The organism is Stenotrophomonas hibiscicola ATCC 19867 (assembly GCF_000382065.1).
Classification (GTDB): domain Bacteria; phylum Pseudomonadota; class Gammaproteobacteria; order Xanthomonadales; family Xanthomonadaceae; genus Stenotrophomonas; species Stenotrophomonas hibiscicola.
Genome location: NZ_KB907501.1, coordinates 155633 through 171631 on the forward strand (window position 1 = coordinate 155633; position 15999 = coordinate 171631).

Annotated in this window: 16 protein-coding genes; 7 read left to right on the plus strand and 9 right to left on the minus strand. The window is 67.0% G+C overall.

Annotated elements, in window-relative coordinates:
- Positions 1 to 60 precede the first annotated feature (60 nt).
- The 3 genes from G370_RS0112940 to G370_RS0112950 are packed head-to-tail and all read left to right on the plus strand — an operon-like array spanning position 61 to position 2061.
- Positions 61 to 792 carry a CoA transferase subunit A gene (locus G370_RS0112940; protein ID WP_019660976.1) on the plus strand — a complete coding sequence of 244 codons (732 nt, stop codon included), beginning with the start codon at positions 61 to 63 and terminating at the stop codon, positions 790 to 792.
- A 1-nt stretch (position 793) separates the two neighbouring features.
- On the plus strand, positions 794 to 1426 hold the full coding sequence (locus tag G370_RS0112945; protein ID WP_019660977.1) for a CoA transferase subunit B: 633 nt from the start codon (positions 794 to 796) through the stop codon (positions 1424 to 1426).
- Between the two features lie 47 nt (positions 1427 to 1473).
- A complete protein-coding gene (locus tag G370_RS0112950) occupies positions 1474 to 2061 on the plus strand; it encodes an alpha-ketoglutarate-dependent dioxygenase AlkB family protein (RefSeq protein WP_019660978.1) in 588 nt (195 codons plus the stop codon).
- Positions 2062 to 2065: 4 nt separating this feature from the next.
- Here the strand turns inward: G370_RS0112950 and G370_RS0112955 are convergent, their stop codons facing one another.
- The 4 genes from G370_RS0112955 to G370_RS0112970 are packed head-to-tail and all read right to left on the minus strand — an operon-like array spanning position 2066 to position 5584.
- Positions 2066 to 2707: an ABC-type transport auxiliary lipoprotein family protein gene (locus tag G370_RS0112955; RefSeq protein ID WP_019660979.1), complete on the minus strand. Its 642-nt coding sequence runs from the start codon at positions 2705 to 2707 to the stop codon at positions 2066 to 2068.
- Positions 2704 to 3630 (minus strand): MlaD family protein, encoded by a 927-nt coding sequence (locus tag G370_RS0112960; protein ID WP_019660980.1) that lies wholly within the window; start codon positions 3628 to 3630, stop codon positions 2704 to 2706. Before G370_RS0112960 ends, G370_RS0112955 begins: the two co-directional genes overlap by 4 nt.
- Before the next feature lie 3 nt (positions 3631 to 3633).
- Positions 3634 to 4461 carry an ABC transporter ATP-binding protein gene (locus G370_RS0112965; RefSeq protein ID WP_019660981.1) on the minus strand — a complete coding sequence of 276 codons (828 nt, stop codon included), beginning with the start codon at positions 4459 to 4461 and terminating at the stop codon, positions 3634 to 3636.
- A gap of 1 nt (position 4462) precedes the next feature.
- Positions 4463 to 5584, minus strand: a complete 1122-nt coding sequence (locus tag G370_RS0112970) for an ABC transporter permease (protein WP_019660982.1) — start codon at positions 5582 to 5584, stop codon at positions 4463 to 4465.
- Between the two features lie 92 nt (positions 5585 to 5676).
- Between G370_RS0112970 and G370_RS0112975 the strand changes: the two genes are divergently transcribed.
- Positions 5677 to 6936, plus strand: coding sequence for a threonine/serine exporter family protein (locus G370_RS0112975; protein ID WP_019660983.1), 1260 nt, complete (start codon positions 5677 to 5679; stop codon positions 6934 to 6936).
- A gap of 109 nt (positions 6937 to 7045) precedes the next feature.
- On the opposite strand, the gene G370_RS0112980 is transcribed toward G370_RS0112975, so the two are convergent.
- From G370_RS0112980 to G370_RS0112990, 3 genes are all read right to left on the minus strand, one after another.
- The gene (locus G370_RS0112980; protein WP_010480700.1) at positions 7046 to 7429 is read right to left on the minus strand and encodes an H-NS histone family protein; all 384 of its coding nucleotides are present in this window, start codon (positions 7427 to 7429) and stop codon (positions 7046 to 7048) included.
- Between the two features lie 222 nt (positions 7430 to 7651).
- Positions 7652 to 9355, minus strand: a complete 1704-nt coding sequence (locus G370_RS0112985) for a proline--tRNA ligase (RefSeq protein WP_019660984.1) — start codon at positions 9353 to 9355, stop codon at positions 7652 to 7654.
- 583 nt (positions 9356 to 9938) lie between these two features.
- Complete coding sequence (locus G370_RS0112990; RefSeq protein WP_026347125.1) at positions 9939 to 10316, minus strand: DUF4124 domain-containing protein; 378 nt, start codon at positions 10314 to 10316, stop codon at positions 9939 to 9941.
- An 80-nt stretch (positions 10317 to 10396) separates the two neighbouring features.
- On the opposite strand from G370_RS0112990, the gene pssA reads away from it, so the two are divergent.
- Genes pssA through rimI form a run of 3 tightly spaced genes read left to right on the plus strand, consistent with a single transcriptional unit; the run spans position 10397 to position 12173 of the window.
- Positions 10397 to 11173, plus strand: coding sequence for a CDP-diacylglycerol--serine O-phosphatidyltransferase (gene pssA, locus G370_RS0112995; RefSeq protein ID WP_019660986.1), 777 nt, complete (start codon positions 10397 to 10399; stop codon positions 11171 to 11173).
- Positions 11170 to 11679: a hypothetical protein gene (locus G370_RS0113000; protein WP_019660987.1), complete on the plus strand. Its 510-nt coding sequence runs from the start codon at positions 11170 to 11172 to the stop codon at positions 11677 to 11679. The genes pssA and G370_RS0113000 overlap by 4 nt, the downstream gene beginning before the upstream one ends.
- Positions 11676 to 12173, plus strand: a complete 498-nt coding sequence (gene rimI / locus G370_RS0113005) for a ribosomal protein S18-alanine N-acetyltransferase (RefSeq protein WP_019660988.1) — start codon at positions 11676 to 11678, stop codon at positions 12171 to 12173. Before G370_RS0113000 ends, rimI begins: the two co-directional genes overlap by 4 nt.
- A 66-nt stretch (positions 12174 to 12239) precedes the next feature.
- Here rimI and G370_RS0113010 read toward each other — a convergent pair whose 3' ends face one another.
- Together G370_RS0113010 and G370_RS0113015 are read right to left on the minus strand one after the other, a co-directional pair.
- Positions 12240 to 13061: an EamA family transporter gene (locus tag G370_RS0113010; RefSeq protein ID WP_019660989.1), complete on the minus strand. Its 822-nt coding sequence runs from the start codon at positions 13059 to 13061 to the stop codon at positions 12240 to 12242.
- Positions 13062 to 13140: 79 nt separating this feature from the next.
- Complete coding sequence (locus G370_RS0113015) at positions 13141 to 15969, minus strand: valine--tRNA ligase (RefSeq protein ID WP_019660990.1); 2829 nt, start codon at positions 15967 to 15969, stop codon at positions 13141 to 13143.
- Positions 15970 to 15999 lie beyond the last annotated feature (30 nt).

A 15999-nucleotide genomic window follows, 5' to 3' on the forward strand; every position in this document is an offset into this window, starting at 1 on the left:
GGCCCTTCGCCGCCCTCCAGCTAGAATGCGGTCATCCTCAACGTGCAGGGTAGTACAGCAATGCAGCAATCGACTTCCACCGGCAAGCGCAGCAAGCGTTTCGCCAGTGCGGCGGAGGCCCTGCAAGGGGTGGTCGCCGATGGCCAGACGCTGGCCGTGGGCGGCTTCGGCCTGTGTGGCATTCCCGAGGCCCTGATCGCCGCGCTGCGCGACAGTGGCGCCAAGGGCCTGACCGTGATCTCCAACAATGCCGGGGTCGATGGTTTCGGTCTGGGCCAGCTGCTGGAAACCCGGCAGATCAAGAAGATGATTTCGTCCTATGTGGGCGAGAACAAGGAGTTCGAGCGGCAGTTCCTGGCCGGCGAGCTCGAGCTGGAATTCAACCCGCAGGGCACCCTGGCCGAACGCCTGCGTGCTGGCGGCGCAGGCATTCCGGCGTTCTTCACCGCCACCGGCTATGGCACAGTGGTGGCCGAAGGCAAGGAAACCCGCGAGTTCGATGGCAAGCACTACGTGATGGAAACCGCGCTGCGCGCCGATGTGGCACTGGTCAAGGCCTGGAAGGCCGACGAGGCTGGCAACCTGGTGTTCCGCAAGACCGCGCGCAACTTCAACCCGGCCTGCGCGATGGCCGGCAAGGTCTGCATCGTGGAAGTGGAAGAGGTGGTGCCGGTCGGTGCGATTGATCCGGACCAGGTTCACTTGCCGGGCATCTATGTGCACCGCATCGTGCACAACGCGCATCCTGAGAAGCGAATCGAACAGCGCACCATCCGCGCGGAGGGCAACTGACATGGCGTGGACCCGCGATGAAATGGCGGCCCGTGCCGCCCAGGAACTGACCGATGGCGCCTACGTGAACCTTGGCATCGGCCTGCCGACCCTGGTCGCCAACCACATTCCCGACGGCGTGGATGTGTGGCTGCAGTCGGAGAACGGCCTGCTCGGCATTGGCCCGTTCCCGACCGACGCCGAGGTCGACGCCGACCTGATCAACGCCGGCAAGCAGACGGTCACCGCACGTGCGGGCGCCAGCTACTTCGGCAGCCACGACAGCTTCGCGATGATCCGTGGTGGCCACGTCAACCTGGCCATCCTCGGCGCCATGCAGGTCACCGACAAGGGCGACCTGGCCAACTGGATGGTGCCCGGCAAGATGGTCAAGGGCATGGGCGGCGCGATGGACCTGGTGGCCGGCGTGCAGCGCGTGGTGGTACTGATGGAGCACACCGCCAAGAACGGCGAGCACAAGATCCTGGCCGAATGCACGCTGCCGCTGACCGGCGTGGGCGTGGTCGACCGCATCATCACCGACCTGGCGGTGTTCGACGTGACTGACAAGGGCCTGCTGCTGGTGGAGGCCGCGCCGGGTGTCAGTGATGACGAACTGAAGGAAAAAACGGGCGTGGCGTTCGCGCGCCGCTGACGTTCCGGGGCGGCCTTCGGTCGCCCCCCCTTTCCCTTGGGGCGCCCATGCTGTTCCCCCACGACCTTCCCGATGCCGACGTCCGCCACCTCCCGGCCTGGCTGTCTCCCGCCGAGGCCGATGCCTTGCAGCGCGATCTGCAAGCCGGCGTGCCGTGGGAGGTGCATCGCATCCGCATGTTCGGCAGCTGGGTGGATTCGCCACGGTTGAGCTGCTGGATAGGTGATCCGCAGGCGCGCTATCGCTACTCGGGGGCAGAATTCGTGCCGCACCCGTGGCCGCCGTCCCTGCAGGGCATGCGCGAGCGCCTGCAGGACGATGGCTTCGGCCGCTTCAACAGCGTGCTGCTGAACCGCTATCGCGGCGGCGGCGACTACATGGGATGGCACAGCGATGACGAGCCGGAGTTGGGTCCGGCCCCGGTGATTGCGTCGCTGAGTCTGGGCGCATCGCGTCGATTCCTGCTGCGCCGGCGCGATGATCCGGCGCGCAAGGCCGAGTACCTGCTCGGCCATGGCGATCTGCTGGTAATGGCGGGGCAGACGCAGAGGTTCTACCAGCACGCGCTTCCGAAGATGGCGCGGGTGCAGGGTGAGCGGATCAACCTGACGTTCCGCTGGATTGCGCCGCGCTGATCGATCAGCGCGCGACGTTAGGCTGGTCGGCCTGCCCGCTCACCAGTGTCCACCCCACCACATCCTGCGCCAGCTGCTGCAGGCCACGTTCGAACGCCGCGGTCACCGCCGGTACGTCGGTGCTGCCGACCGGCTGCGCCTGGCGGAACGTACGGTCGGCCACCACGCGCTGGTCGGCGACGTGGATCAGCTTGGCGTTGACCTCGATCACCACGGTCGGCGTGGCCTGGCCCTGGTAATCCGATTCGAAGCGGCGCACGTCGGTGGACAGCTTGTAGTCGGCACGGATGCCGGCGGTGCTGCGCGCCACGCCGCGGATGCGCCCGGAATCCTCGAAGCCGCGCAGCAGGGTGTCCTCGATCATGTCGGTGGCCGGCTGTGCCCAGCTGGCGCCCTTGTAGATTTCCATCTGCGAAGGCGTCGGCCGCACATTGATGCGCGGGCTGTCGACCAGGCGCGCGGCGCTCGGCTTGGCCAGTACCAGCTGCCAGCTGGCCTGCGGCCACGCCGGGTCGGCCTTCACCTGCACGGCGGGCGAGTACAGCGTCACTGCGGTTTTCTCGCTGCTGCCAAGGATGGAGCAGCCGCCCAGCAGGGTGACCAGCGAAGCGGCCAGCAGCAGGCGCGGAAGGGGCATCGGGCTCATTTGGGTTCGAACTCCTTCGGTGCGTCGCGGCCCAGCAGGTAGCGCGCGGGGTTGTTCTCGAGGCGGTCGCTGACCCGGCGCAGGTCGCGGATCAGGCCGCGCAGTTCGGTCAGCGTCGGGCCGAGCTGGCCGAGGCCATCATTGGCGAAGCTGTTGATCGCGGCGCGGTTCTCGCCAAGGATCGAATCGGCGTTGCCGGCGGCCGAGTCGAGCTTGGCCAGGGTGGCATCGAGCTTGTCGATGATGCCCGGCAGCTGCTGCACCAGGTTCCTGTCCAGGCGCTCGATGGTGCCGTTGGTGGTCTTCAGCGTGGTGTCCAGGCTGCGGGCGGCATCGCGCGCGCTGAGCAGCAGCGCCTGGGTACCCTGGTCGCGGTCGGCCAGGCCACCGCTGATGGTCTCCAGGTTGGCCAGCGTGGCGTTGATCGAGGCTACATTGCGGTCGCTGAGGATCTGGTCCATGCGCTCGACGATGCGGTTGGCAACATCAGTGATGTTCTGCAGCGCCGACGGCGTGGTCGGTATGATCGGTGCCGGATCCTTGTTGACCGTGGTCAGCGCCGGCGACTGCGGCGTACCGCCGCTGAGCTGGATGATCGACGGGCCGGTGAGGCTGGTGATCGCCAGCTTGGCGCGGGTATCGGTCTTGACCGGCGTGGTCGAGTTCAGGCGGATGCGTGCGACCACCTGGCGCGGGTCGTCCGGCACCAGGTTCAGTTCGACGATCGACCCGACCGCGATGCCGTTGTACTGCACCGGGCTGCCCACCGACAGGCCGGTCACCGCCTCGCGGAACACCACGCGGTATTCCTGCCAGGTGCGGTCGGAAGAGTACTTGGCCGCCCACAGGCCGAACGCCAGCAGGGCCAGGCCGGTGATCAGGGTGAACGCGCCGATCAGCACGTAGTTGGCTTTGGTTTCCATGGCTCAGGCACTCTCGATCTGTTCGCCACGCGCGGCGCGCGCGCGGGGTCCGTGGAAGTATTCCTGGATCCACGGATGATCCAGTTTCTCGATTTCCGGGAGGGGGGCGTTGGCAACGACCCTGCGGTCGGCCAGCACGGCCACGCGGTCGCAGATGGCGTACAGGGTGTCCAGGTCGTGGGTGATCAGGAACACGGTCAGCCCCAGCGCTTCCTGCAGGGTCTTGATCAGTCGGTCGAACGCGGCCGCGCCGATCGGGTCGAGGCCGGCGGTGGGTTCGTCCAGGAACAGCAGCGGCGGGTCCAGCGCCAGCGCCCGGGCCAGGCCGGCGCGCTTGCGCATGCCGCCGGACAGCTGCGAGGGCAGCTTGTTGATCGCGTCGGCGGGCAGGCCGGCCAGCTTCACCTTCAGCAGTGCCAGCTCGTAATGCCAGCGCTCGGGCAGTTCGCGGTAGTGTTCCTTCAGCGGCACCTGCACGTTCTCGCCCACGGTCAGTGACGAAAACAGTGCGCCGTCCTGGAACAGCACGCCGGTGTTGCGTTCGATGTGCAGGCGGCTCTCGGCGTCGTCGGCACGCGCGTCGCGGCCCAGCACTTCGATCTGGCCTTCGTCGGGCGTGCGCAGGCCCAGGATGGAGCGCATCAGCACCGACTTGCCGGTGCCGGAGCCACCGACCACGCCCAGGATCTCGCCGCGACGCACGTCCAGGTCCAGGTCTTCGTGCACGGTCTGGCTGCCGAAACGGTTGACCAGGCCGCGCACGCGGATGGCCAGCTCGTGGCCGTCGTCGTCCTGCATGGGAATGTCTTCGGGCGTCGGATGCGTGCTCATGTCACCAGCCCATGTGCATGAACCACAACGCCGCGAAGGCGTCGATGATGATCACCAGCGAGATCGTCTGCACCACGCTGGAAGTAGTGCGTTCGCCTACCGACTGTGCCGTGCCTTCGACCTTCAGGCCTTCCAGGCAGCCGATCAGGCCGATCACCAGCGCGAACACCGGCGCCTTCGACAGGCCGACCAGCATGTGCCGCACCTCCATGGTCTCGTGCATGCGCGCGATGTACATCTGCGGCGGGATGTCGAGGTCGAACGCACCGACGGTGACGCCGCCGGCCAGGCCGGCGATCATCGCGATGAAGGTCAGCAGGGGCAGGGTGACCAGCAACGCCAGCAAGCGAGGCAGCACCAGCAGGTCGACCGGGTCCAGGCCCAGCGTGCGCATCGCATCGATTTCCTCGCGCGCCTTCATCGCGCCGATCTGTGCGGTGAAGGCGCTGGCGGTACGGCCGGCCAGCACGATCGCGGTCAGCAGCACCGCGAACTCGCGCAGGAAGGCGATGTTGACCAGTTCGACCACGTAGATCTCGGCGCCGAAGTCGCGCAGGATGGTCGAGCCGAGGAAGGCGATCACCGCACCGACCAGGTAGGACAGCAGTGCCACCAGCGGCACCGCATCCAGCCCGACCTGCTCCATCTGGTGCACGGTGGCGGTAAGGCGGAAGCGGCGCGGTTCCTTGACCAGGCGGGCCGCCTTGACCAGGTTCTCGCCGAGGAAACTGCACAGCGCCTTGATGTTGTGGCCTGTGGCATGGACGCTGACACCCAGCCGCTCCAGTGCCGCCAGCACGCCGAAGTCGCGCTTGGGCTTGGGCCGGTCGTCGGCGACTTCCTCGATGGTGCACACCAGCGCCTGGTGATCCGCGCGGAACTTCAGTGCGTCTTCGCCGAGGTCGGCGCGATGGGCCACGCGCAGCACCTGCAGCACGCCGGCCGAATCCATCTTCTCGATGGCGGTGGCATCGATGCCGGTCAGCGTGTCAGGAACGCCACGCAGGACCTCGGCCGCGGCCAGCGCGGTCTTCAAGGTCCAGGTGCCGGACAGGCGGATCACGCCCGGATCATGGGCGTCCTGTTCGAGCTGGGGGGCGTGGTTCGGGGTCACTTGGGCCATTCCGGTCGCAGCATAACCGTTCTGTATTGGCCATCGCGTCGAACTCGGATGAATTTCTCCGGTCAGGCCCCGCCTAGGTAATACTACGGCGCATGTCCGCAGATGCTCACACGATCCCCACGCCCCAGGCCACCTACGCGCAGCGGGTGGCCTTCGTTTCCGAGATCGCCGGACGCCTGCACAGCTATGGCACCACGGCCCAGCGCCTGGAAACGGCGGTGGTGGCACTGGCTCGCCAGCTCGACCTGGATTGTGAACCGTGGTCGAACCCCACCGGCATCATCCTCAGCTTCAGCGATCCGGCGCAGGCGATCGGCTCCAGTGACATCACCCGGGTGATCCGCCTGGCGCCCGGCGAGAACGACCTGCACAAGCTCAGCGTCGCCGACCATATTGCCGAAGAAGTGGCCAACGGCCGGATGAGCATCGCCCAGGGCCACACCGCGCTGCGCCAGCTGGACAAGGATCCGGGCCGGCGCGGCAAGCTGCGCACGATCCTCTCGTTCACCCTTGGCGCGGCCGGCGTGGCCGGCATGTGGAAGCTGCCGTGGCTGGACATTGCGACCGCCGGTGTCATCGGCCTGATGATCGGCCTGCTCGGCATGGTCACCGACCGTCGCCCGGCCACCCGGGAAGCCGCCGAGGCACTGGCCGCGCTGTTGGCCGGCCTGGTCGCCACGCTGGTTGCGTCCTTTATTGGTGCGCTCAACCTCAACACGGTGATCATCGCCTCGCTGGTAGTGCTGCTGCCCGGCATGTCGCTGACCAATGCGGTCAACGAACTGGCCAGCCAGCACTGGGTATCGGGCACCGCGCGCTTTGCCGGCGCGCTGACCACCATCATGAAGCTCAGCGTCGGCGCGATGATCGCGGTGACCCTGGCCGACGTGCTCGGCCTGGACCCGGTGATCCGCGCGGCTCGGCCGCAGGGGCCGTGGGTGGAGTGGGGCTCGCTGCTGACCGCGGCATTCGCGTTCGCGATGCTGTTCAAGGCCAATCGTCGCGACTATCCGTGGGTGATTGCCGCCTCGGTGGCCGGTTATGCGATCTCCAAGTTTGGCGGCCACGCCTGGGGCGCGCCGGCCGGCATCTTCCTGTCGGCGATGCTGCTGACGGCCGGTGGCAATCTGTTCGGTCGTCTGGTCGGGCGTCCGGGCGCGATCATCCGCCTGCCCGGCATCATCATGATGGTGCCCGGCAGCACCAGCCTGCGCGGCGTGCTGACCCTGGTCCAGCAGCAGGACGTGGGCGCCGGCCAGAGCGTGTTCCTTACCGTGCTCAACGTGGTGATGGCACTGGTGGCCGGCCTGCTGTTCGGCAATCTGCTGATGCCCGCCCGCAAGACTCTGTAGAGCCGAGCCCATGCTCGGCTTCGGATATGGATAGCCGAGCGTGGGCTCGGCTCTACAAACAAAAAACGCCGGCTTTCGCCGGCGTTTTCCATTGCATCCCGATCCGGCCTCAGGCCTTCTTGATCAGGAAATCTTCCGGCTTCTTGTTGCCCTTGGCAGTCAGCTCAGCCATCCAGCGCGGCTGCTTGCCACGGCCGGTCCAGGTTTCCTTGGGGTTGGCCGGGTTGCGGTACTTCGGGGCAACCTTGCCCAGCTTGCGGCCGGCGGTCTTCGACGGGGCCTTGGCGGCCGGAGCGGCCTTGCGGGCACGCGTGGCCGGGGCGCTGCCGAACAGTTCTTCGATGGTGTAACCCTCGGTCTTGGCCAGCTTGGTCAGCTGGGCCCGGACCTTGGTGATCGGCCGGCGCTTGGCGACGATGGTCTGCTGCTTCTTGGCGGTACGGATCAGGGCGCCCAGCTCGCGTGCTGACAGGCCGGTCAGGTCAATGCTCATTTACGGTTACTCCGGAAACTAATGTGTGGACGGGACAAGCCAGTCCATGGCGTCGGCGGACAGAATAGAGATGAATTAATCACAGCACAAATGCAGGCGGGTCATGGCGTGGCGGCATGCAGGCGCCGTCGCGGTGATTTTGACCGGATTATGTCCGCTGCAATATCGGGGAAGACCGCGGCAGAAAAAAAAGACCGGGGCAGGGCCCGGTCTTTTTCCTGATCAGCCCTGCAGACGCTGCAGCAGGGAGGCCTTGTCCAGGCTTTCTGCTTCGCTGGCGCGGCGCGAGCGGTATTCGTAGGTACCGGCGGCCAGGCCGCGTTCGCTGACCACCACGCGGTGCGGGATGCCGATCAGTTCCATGTCGGCGAACATCGCGCCCGGGCGCAGGCCGCGATCGTCAAGCGCCGCGTCCAGGCCGGCATCGCGCAGTTCCTGCAACAGGTTGGCCGCAGCGTCGGCCACGGCAGCATCGCCCTTCGGGTTGATCACGCACACCACCACCTGCCACGGCGCCATCGCGTCCGGCCAGATGATGCCGGCATCGTCATGGTTCTGTTCGATCGCGGCAGCTACCACGCGCGAGATACCGATGCCATAGCAGCCCATCGCCATCACCGCCGCCTTGCCGTTTTCATCCAGCACGGTGGCATCCAGCGCTTCGGCGTACTTGCGACCGAGCTGGAACACGTGGCCGACTTCGATGCCACGGGCGATCTTCAGTTCGCCACCGTCCACTGCGCGGTCACCGGCACGCACGTTGCGGATGTCCGCCACTTCCGGTTCCGGCAGGTCGCGGCCCCAGTTGACGCCGGCCAGGTGGAAGCCGGTTTCGTTGGCGCCGACGACGAAGTCCGACATCGCCGCCACTTCGCGATCGGCGACCACGCGGATGGGCTTGGCCGGGGCGACCGGGCCGAGGAAGCCCGGCACGCTGCCCAGATGCTCGGCGATCTCCGCCTCGCTGGCGAAGCGCTGTTCGTCCAGGCCGGCAACCTTGGCCAGCTTGATCTCGTTGACTTCATGGTCACCGCGCACCAGTACCAGCACGAACTGCTGTGCCTTTCCTTCACCCGCGATCAGCGCCACCGACTTCACCGTGCGCTGCAGGTCGATGCCGAGCAGGGCCGCGACCTCCTCGCAGGTCTTCTGGCTGGGGGTGTCGACCTTGCGCATGGCTTCGCTGGCGGCCGCACGCGGCGCCGGATCGGCGGCAATCGCCGCTTCCATGTTGGCCGCGTAGTCCGAGCCGGTGGAGAACACCAGCGCGTCTTCACCGGAATCGGCGATCACGTGGAATTCCTGCGACGCATCGCCGCCGATTGCGCCGGAGTCGGCCTGCACCATGCGGAAGTCCAGGCCGAGGCGGGTGAAGATGCGGCTGTAGGCCGACTTCATGTTCTCGTATTCGCGCACCAGGCACTCGTCGTGCAGGTGGAACGAATAGGCGTCCTTCATCAGGAACTCGCGCGAACGCATCACGCCGAAACGCGGGCGGATCTCGTCGCGGAACTTGGTCTGTACCTGGTAGAAGTTCACCGGCAATTGCTTGTAGCTGGACAGCTCGCTGCGCGCGAAGTCGCAGGCTGCTTCCTCGGCGGTCGGGCTGTAGCAGAACACCTGGTCCTTGCGGTCCTTGATCTTCAGCAGCTGCGGGCCGAACTTCTGCCAGCGCCCGGTCTGCTCCCACAGTTCCTTCGGCTGGATGGTCGGGATCTGGAATTCCACGGCACCGGCGCGGTCCATTTCCTCGCGCACGATGCGCTCGACCTTGCGCAGCACGCGCAGGCCCAGCGGCGACCAGGTGTACAGGCCCGATGCCAGCTTGCGGATCATGCCCGCGCGCAGCATCAGCCGGTGGCTGGTGAGCTCGGCGTCGCTGGGGGTTTCCTTGGTGGTGTGCAGGTGGAACTGGGAGAGGCGCATCGTCGGCTTCGGATAACGGCAGAGACGCCTATTCTGCCAGCCCGGCCGGGGGGAGGGGTATCGGCAGGGCTGCGCCCTGCACCCGCCTCAAGCAACGTCAGCTGCAACAGCAACAGCAACAGCAACAGCGGGCTTCCCGTGGGATGGCGGGGTGGGTCAGGTTGCGGGAGACGCCGTAAACCCATCCCTGGGGGCTTGGCCGCGGCATCCATGCCGCGGACACTCCCGCAAACGGACCCACCCCGCCTTCGACAGTTTCCTGCGAGCTGTCGGAATGGCTCCTGGGGTCAGATCCGTTTTCCGCAGGAAAACGGATCTGACCCCGGATTCAATTCGAGATCCGACAGATTTCATCCACGCATGGCGTGGATCTATTGGCCACCGGGAATCTGTCGGGGGTGGGGCGGTGTCGGATTGCGGGGTGTCAGCCGCATGGATGCCGCGGCCAGGCCTACATGGACGTACTTGCGGCGTCCCCGCAATCCGACACCGCCCCGCCATTCCACGGAATGCCCGCTTTTGACGTTGCCGTTGCCGTTGCATGCAGCCTCTGCAGGTGCAGGGCGCAGCCCTGCCGACCCCCTTAACTTGCCGGTGGGCAGTACGCCTTGATCGCGGCCTCCGCCAGCCCCTTCTGCGCGGTGCGCTGCTCCGGGCTCAACGGGGTATCGGCCTTGCCATCACCATCGGTGTCCTGCATCACCTGGCCGCCACCATCCAGCAAGGCCAGGTTGGCACGGGCGGTGCTGCACTGCTCGGGCACCGGTGCAGCCGGAGTCTGGGTGCTGGCTGCAGTCTGCGGGCTGCGCGCCTGCTCCCGGGTCTCGTACTTTTTGCCCGCCGGCGGGGTCTCCGAGTACTGGGTCACGCCATGGGCGTCCTTCCATTTATAGACCGGGCCAGCCACGGCGCTGGCACTGGCCAGCAGCAGCAGGCATCCAAGGCAGGACAGGGCACGCATGGCAAACTCCGCGGAATGGGCGTAGAACGCCGATTGCAGCATTGGCGCCGAGCACTGGCAAGTCGATTAAACTGGATTCCATGGACCCGATCACACCGCCGCCGCGTTCGCGCACGATTTACCTGCTGCCCAACCTGTTCACCACTGCCGGACTGTTCGCCGGCTTCTACGCGATCATCGCCGCGGCCAATGGGGATTTCGTCAACGCCAGCATCGCCGTGTTCGTGGCGGCGGTGATGGATGGGCTGGATGGGCGCGTGGCGCGCCTGACCGGCACCAGCAGCGAATTCGGCGTGCAGTACGACTCGCTGGCCGACCTGGTCAGCTTCGGCATGGCTCCGGCGCTGGTGATGTATCACTGGTCGCTGTCGTGGCTGAAGTTCGACGATCCGCTGCTCGGCCGCGTTGGCTGGGCCGTAGCGTTCCTGTACGCGGCCTGCGCGGCACTGCGCCTGGCCCGCTTCAATACCCAGGTGGCGGTGGTCGACAAACGCTGGTTCGTCGGCCTGGCCAGCCCGGCTGCGGCCGGCCTGATGATGTCCTTCGTCTGGGCGTTCGCAGATGGCAACCTGGGCTGGGACGGCAACCAGCTGCGCTACGTGGCGCTGGCGGTGACGATCATCGCGGCGCTGCTGATGGTCAGCCGCATCCGCTTCTGGAGCTTCAAGGGCGGCGGCGCCAAGGGTACCCGTTCCGACCGCGTGCCGTTCCTGGTGCTGGCCCTGGTGCCGGTGGCCATCGCCATCGCGGTCATCGATCTGCCGCGCGTGCTGTTCGCGGTGGGCATCCTGTACGCCCTGTCCGGCCCGGTGATGTGGGCCGTGCAGCGCCTGCGCAAGAAGCCCGAGGCCGCGTGAGCCAGGACCTGCCCGTGCTGTGGTCACCGGCCCAGCAGGCCTGGCTGCAGGCCATGGGCTACACCGTCTATCACGACGGCCAGCTGGCCGCCGAGCTGGACGCCGCGCTGCAGCTGAGCGTGGCCGAAGCCGAGGCGGCTGCCGCGCCAGCGGTGGAGCAGGCGCGGGCACCCACCGCGCCCGCGCGCGAACCTCTGGCTGCGCCAACACCGGTTTCCCGGCAGGAACGCCAGGCGCCACCACGTCGCCAGACCCCAGTCAACGCACCGAATACCGCGCCGGCGGCGGCCCGCCCGCTGCCCGGCGGCAATGCCCGGCAGCCGGTGGTGCGGCTGCCGGATCGCCTGCAGATCGCCTTGCTGCGCGCGTCCGGCTGCAATCCCAATGATCCGGCCACGCAGGCGCTGATGGACAGCTGGCCGTTGGACCAGCTGCGCCAGGATCCCGCCGCCAAGCGCGCGCTGTGGCCGCAGCTGCGTGCCCTGCGCAAGCGGGGCGCACCGTGAGTGCGGTCAGCCAGCCTGGTCCGGTCAGCCTGCGCGCGCTGCGCGAGAGTGACCTCAACGCGGTGATGGCGATTGAAGTACGCGGGTATCCGTTTCCGTGGACCCGCGGCATCTTCGTCGATTGCCTGCGTGCGGGCTATCCCGGCCTGGCCATGGAGCGCGATGGTCAGTTGATCGGCTATGGGGTGCTCAGCATCGCGGCCGATGAGGCACATGTATTGAACATCTGCATCGATCCGCTGGCGCAGTCGCGTGGGCTGGGTCGTCAACTGCTGCGCGCGCTGGTACAGCTGGCTGGCGACCGGGGGGCACAGCGTGTGTTCCTCGAAGTGCGTCCGTCCAATACGCCGGCGCTGGCGCTGTACCACAGCGAAGGCTTCAACGAGATCGGCCGCCGCCCGCGCTACTACCCGGCCGCACAGGGCCGCGAGGACGCGGTGGTGATGGCGATCGAGCTGGTCGATGGTGACCTGCAGGCGATGCCGCCGTTGTGACGGAGAAGGGTGCCGGCCAGCGGCCGGCACTACCGCTAGCCGCCAACCTTGGTTGGCACGCTTCTCTCACGCCATCCGCAGTGCGAGCACGCCACCCACAATCAACGCCGCTGCCAGCCAGCGCGCACGCGGAATCCGCTCGCGCAGCACGAATACCGAGATCAGCAACGCGAACAGGATCGAGGATTCGCGCAGCGCCGAGACCATCGCCACCGGTGCCTGGGTCATGGCCCACAACGCCATCGCGTAGGAGGCGGTGGTGCCGACGCCACCGGCCAGGCCCAGTGGCCAATGCTGCCGCGCATAGTCCAATACCGCGCCGCCGCGGGTGTACAACGCCCACAGCGGCAGCGGAATGCCCGACAGCAGGAACAACCACAGCGTGTAGCTGAGCGCGCTGCCGGACTCGCGCGCGCCGTGCGCATCGACCAGGGTGTAGGTGGCGATCATCGCCGCAGTCAGCAGCGGCAGGCGCAGCTGGCCGCCACGTGCACCCAGTGCCATGCACAGGATGCCGGTGCTCACCAGCACCACGCCCAGCCACGCCGCCGGGGGCAGTTGCTCGCCCAGCAGGGAGCCCGCCAGTGCAACCAGGATCGGCGCGCTGCCACGCATCAGCGGATAGGCCAGGCTCATGTCGACCCGCTGGTAGCAGCGTGCGACCAGCCCGTAGTAGGTCACCTGCAGCAGTACGGATGCAGCCAGCCAGGGCCAGCTTTGCGCGGCCGGGAACGGCAGGAAGGGCAGGGCCGCCGCCGACAGCAGCGCAGCGCTGCCGGTCACCAGCACGGTGCCGAGGAACTTGTCCGGCCCGCGTTTGACGATCGCATTCCAGCTGGCATGCAGTGCCGCAGCGGCGAGGACCAGCAGGAAGATGGAAAGCGGCATCCGGTGATGATGCCATGCCGGGAAAATGTTCCGGGTTTGGTGGGTGCCAACCTTGGTTGGCACCCACCAGGGCGAGGTGTTACAGCTTCGCGCGCTGTTCGCGCAGGCCGGCCAGCTGGGTGTTCCAGTCGGCCAATCGCACGCGCTCCTGCTCGACCACCGCCGGTGGAACCTTGTCGGTGAACCTGGCCAGCTTGGTTTCGCTCTTTTCCTGCTCGCCTTCCACGCGCTTGATCTCCTTGTCCAGGCGTGCGCGCTCGGCGTCCAGATCGACCAGGCCTTCCAGCGGCACCAGCAGCTTCAGCTCGCCCACGATCGCGGCGGCCGCCGGCGGTGCGCTTTCGCCTTCGGCCAGCCACTGGACGCTGTCCAGCTTCAGCAGGAACGACAGCGAGGCGCTGAAGCGTTCAATACGCACGCGGTCCTGCGCCAGGCCGGCCTGCAGGCGGAGCGGCACCAGCTTGGACGGCGCGACGTTCAGCTCACTGCGCACGCGGCGCACGGCACTGATCACCGCCTTCAGCCATTCCACGTCGGCCTCGGCCTGGGCGAAATCGCCTTCGAACTCGGCGGCGGTCGGGTACGGGCGCAGCGACAGCGTGGTTTCGGTCAGGCCCAGGCGCGGGGCCAGCTGCTGCCACAGCTGTTCGGTGATGAACGGCGTGAGCGGGTGCAGCAGGCGCAGCAGCGCTTCCAGCACGTACAGCAGGGTGTGGCGGGTGCTTTCGGCGTCGGCGGCGTCTGCACCGTTCAGTGCCGGCTTGCTCAGTTCCAGGAACCAGTCGCAGAACGCGTTCCAGGCGAACTCGTACAGGCACTGCGCCAGCAGGTCGAAGCGGTAGGCGGCGAAATGGCCCTGCGCTTCGGCGGTGGTGGCGGCCAGGCGCGCGAGGATCCAGCGCTCGGCATCGGTACGCGGCTTCGGCACGCCGGTGAACGCAGCGCCTTCGGTGTTCATCAGGGCGAAGCGGCTGGCGTTCCACAGCTTGTTGCAGAAGTTCTTGTAGCCCTCGGCGCGGTTCATGTCGAACTTGATGTCGCGGCCGTGGGTGGCCAGCGCGGCGATGGTGAAGCGCAGCGCATCGGCACCGTGGGCAGCAATGCCGTCCGGGAATTCCTTGCGGGTGGCCTTTTCGATCTTCTCCACCATCTTCGGCTGCATCAGGCCGCCGGTACGCTTGGCGACCAGGTCGTCGATGGTGATGCCGTCGATGATGTCCAGCGGGTCGAGCACGTTGCCCTTGCTCTTGGACATCTTCTGGCCCTGGCCGTCGCGGATCAGGCCGGTGAAGTAGACGTCCTTGAACGGGATCTTTCCGACCAGGTTGTCGGTGGCCATGATCATGCGCGCCACCCAGAAGAAGATGATGTCGAAGCCGGTGATCAGCACCGACGATGGCAGGTAGCGGTCGAAGCCGCGCTCGGCCATGGCCTGCTCATTCGGCCAGCCCAGGGTGGAGAACGGCCACAGCTGCGAGGAGAACCAGGTCTCCAGCACGTCGCTTTCCTGGTTCAGCACCACGTCGCTGCCGAGGTTGTTCTTGGCGCGCACTTCCTCTTCGCTGCGACCGACATAGCAGCTGCCGGTGGCGGCATCGAACCACGCCGGGATGCGGTGGCCCCACCACAGCTGGCGGCTGATGCACCAGTCCTGGATGTTGTTCATCCAGTGGCGGTAGGTGTTGATCCAGTTCGGCGGCACGAAGGAGATCGAACCGTCCTCGACCAGTTCCAGGCCACGCTTGGCCAGGTCGTCCATCTTCACGAACCACTGGTCGGTCAGGTACGGCTCGATCACCTGGCCGGTACGGTCACCGCGCGGCACCTGCAGCTTGTGCGCCTTTGTCTCGATCAGGATGCCCAGGTCTTCCAGTTCGGCCAGCACGGCCTTGCGCGCTTCATAGCGGTCCAGGCCCTGGAAGCGCTCCGGCGCGTTTTCGTTCAGCGCTGCCACCGGCGTGAACAGGTTGATCATCGGCAGGCTGTGGCGCACGCCCACTTCGTAGTCGTTGAAATCATGCGCCGGGGTGACCTTGACCACGCCGGTGCCGAACGCGCGGTCCACGTAATCATCGGCGATCACCGGCACGCGGCGGCCGGTCAACGGCAGCACCACGTTCCTGCCGATCAGGTGCGCGTAGCGTTCGTCTTCCGGGTGCACCATCACTGCGGTATCGCCCAGCAGGGTTTCCGGACGGGTGGTGGCGACGACCAGGTAGTCGCGGATTTCGCGCAGGGTTTCCACGCCATCGGCATCGCGCTCGACGTGCTCGTAGCTCAGGCCTTCATCCAACGTGTAGGCGATCGACCACAGGAAGCCGTCTTCCTCGGCACTCTCCACTTCCAGGTCGGAAATGGCGGTCTTCAGCACCGGGTCCCAGTTCACCAGGCGCTGGCCACGGTAGATCAGGCCCTGCTCGTACCAGCGCACGAAGGCTTCGTTGACCGCCGCCGACGGCTGCGGGTCCATGGTGAAGGTGCTGCGCGACCAGTCGGCGGAAGTGCCAAGTCGGCGCATCTGGCGCTCGATGGTGTCGCCGGACTGCTGCTTCCACTCCCAGACCTTGCCGATGAAGCCTTCGCGGCCCAGCGAATCGCGCGTCTCGCCCTTGCCCTCCAGCGCCAGATTGCGGCTGACCACCATTTCGGTCGCTATGCCGGCGTGGTCGGTACCGACCTGCCACAGCGTGTCGTAGCCGCGCATGCGGTGGTAGCGCACCAGCGCGTCCATCAGGGTCTGCTGGAACGCGTGGCCCATGTGCAGGGTGCCGGTCACGTTCGGCGGCGGCAGCAGGATGGTGTAGGGCTCGCCCTTGCCGGACGGCTTGAAGTGGCCGGCCTTCTCCCAGGCCTCGTAGAGGTCGGTCTCGAAGGACGTCGGGTCGTAGCTGGAGGCGAGTTGGGTCATGCGGGGGAACCAGGAGGTAATCGTTGAAGG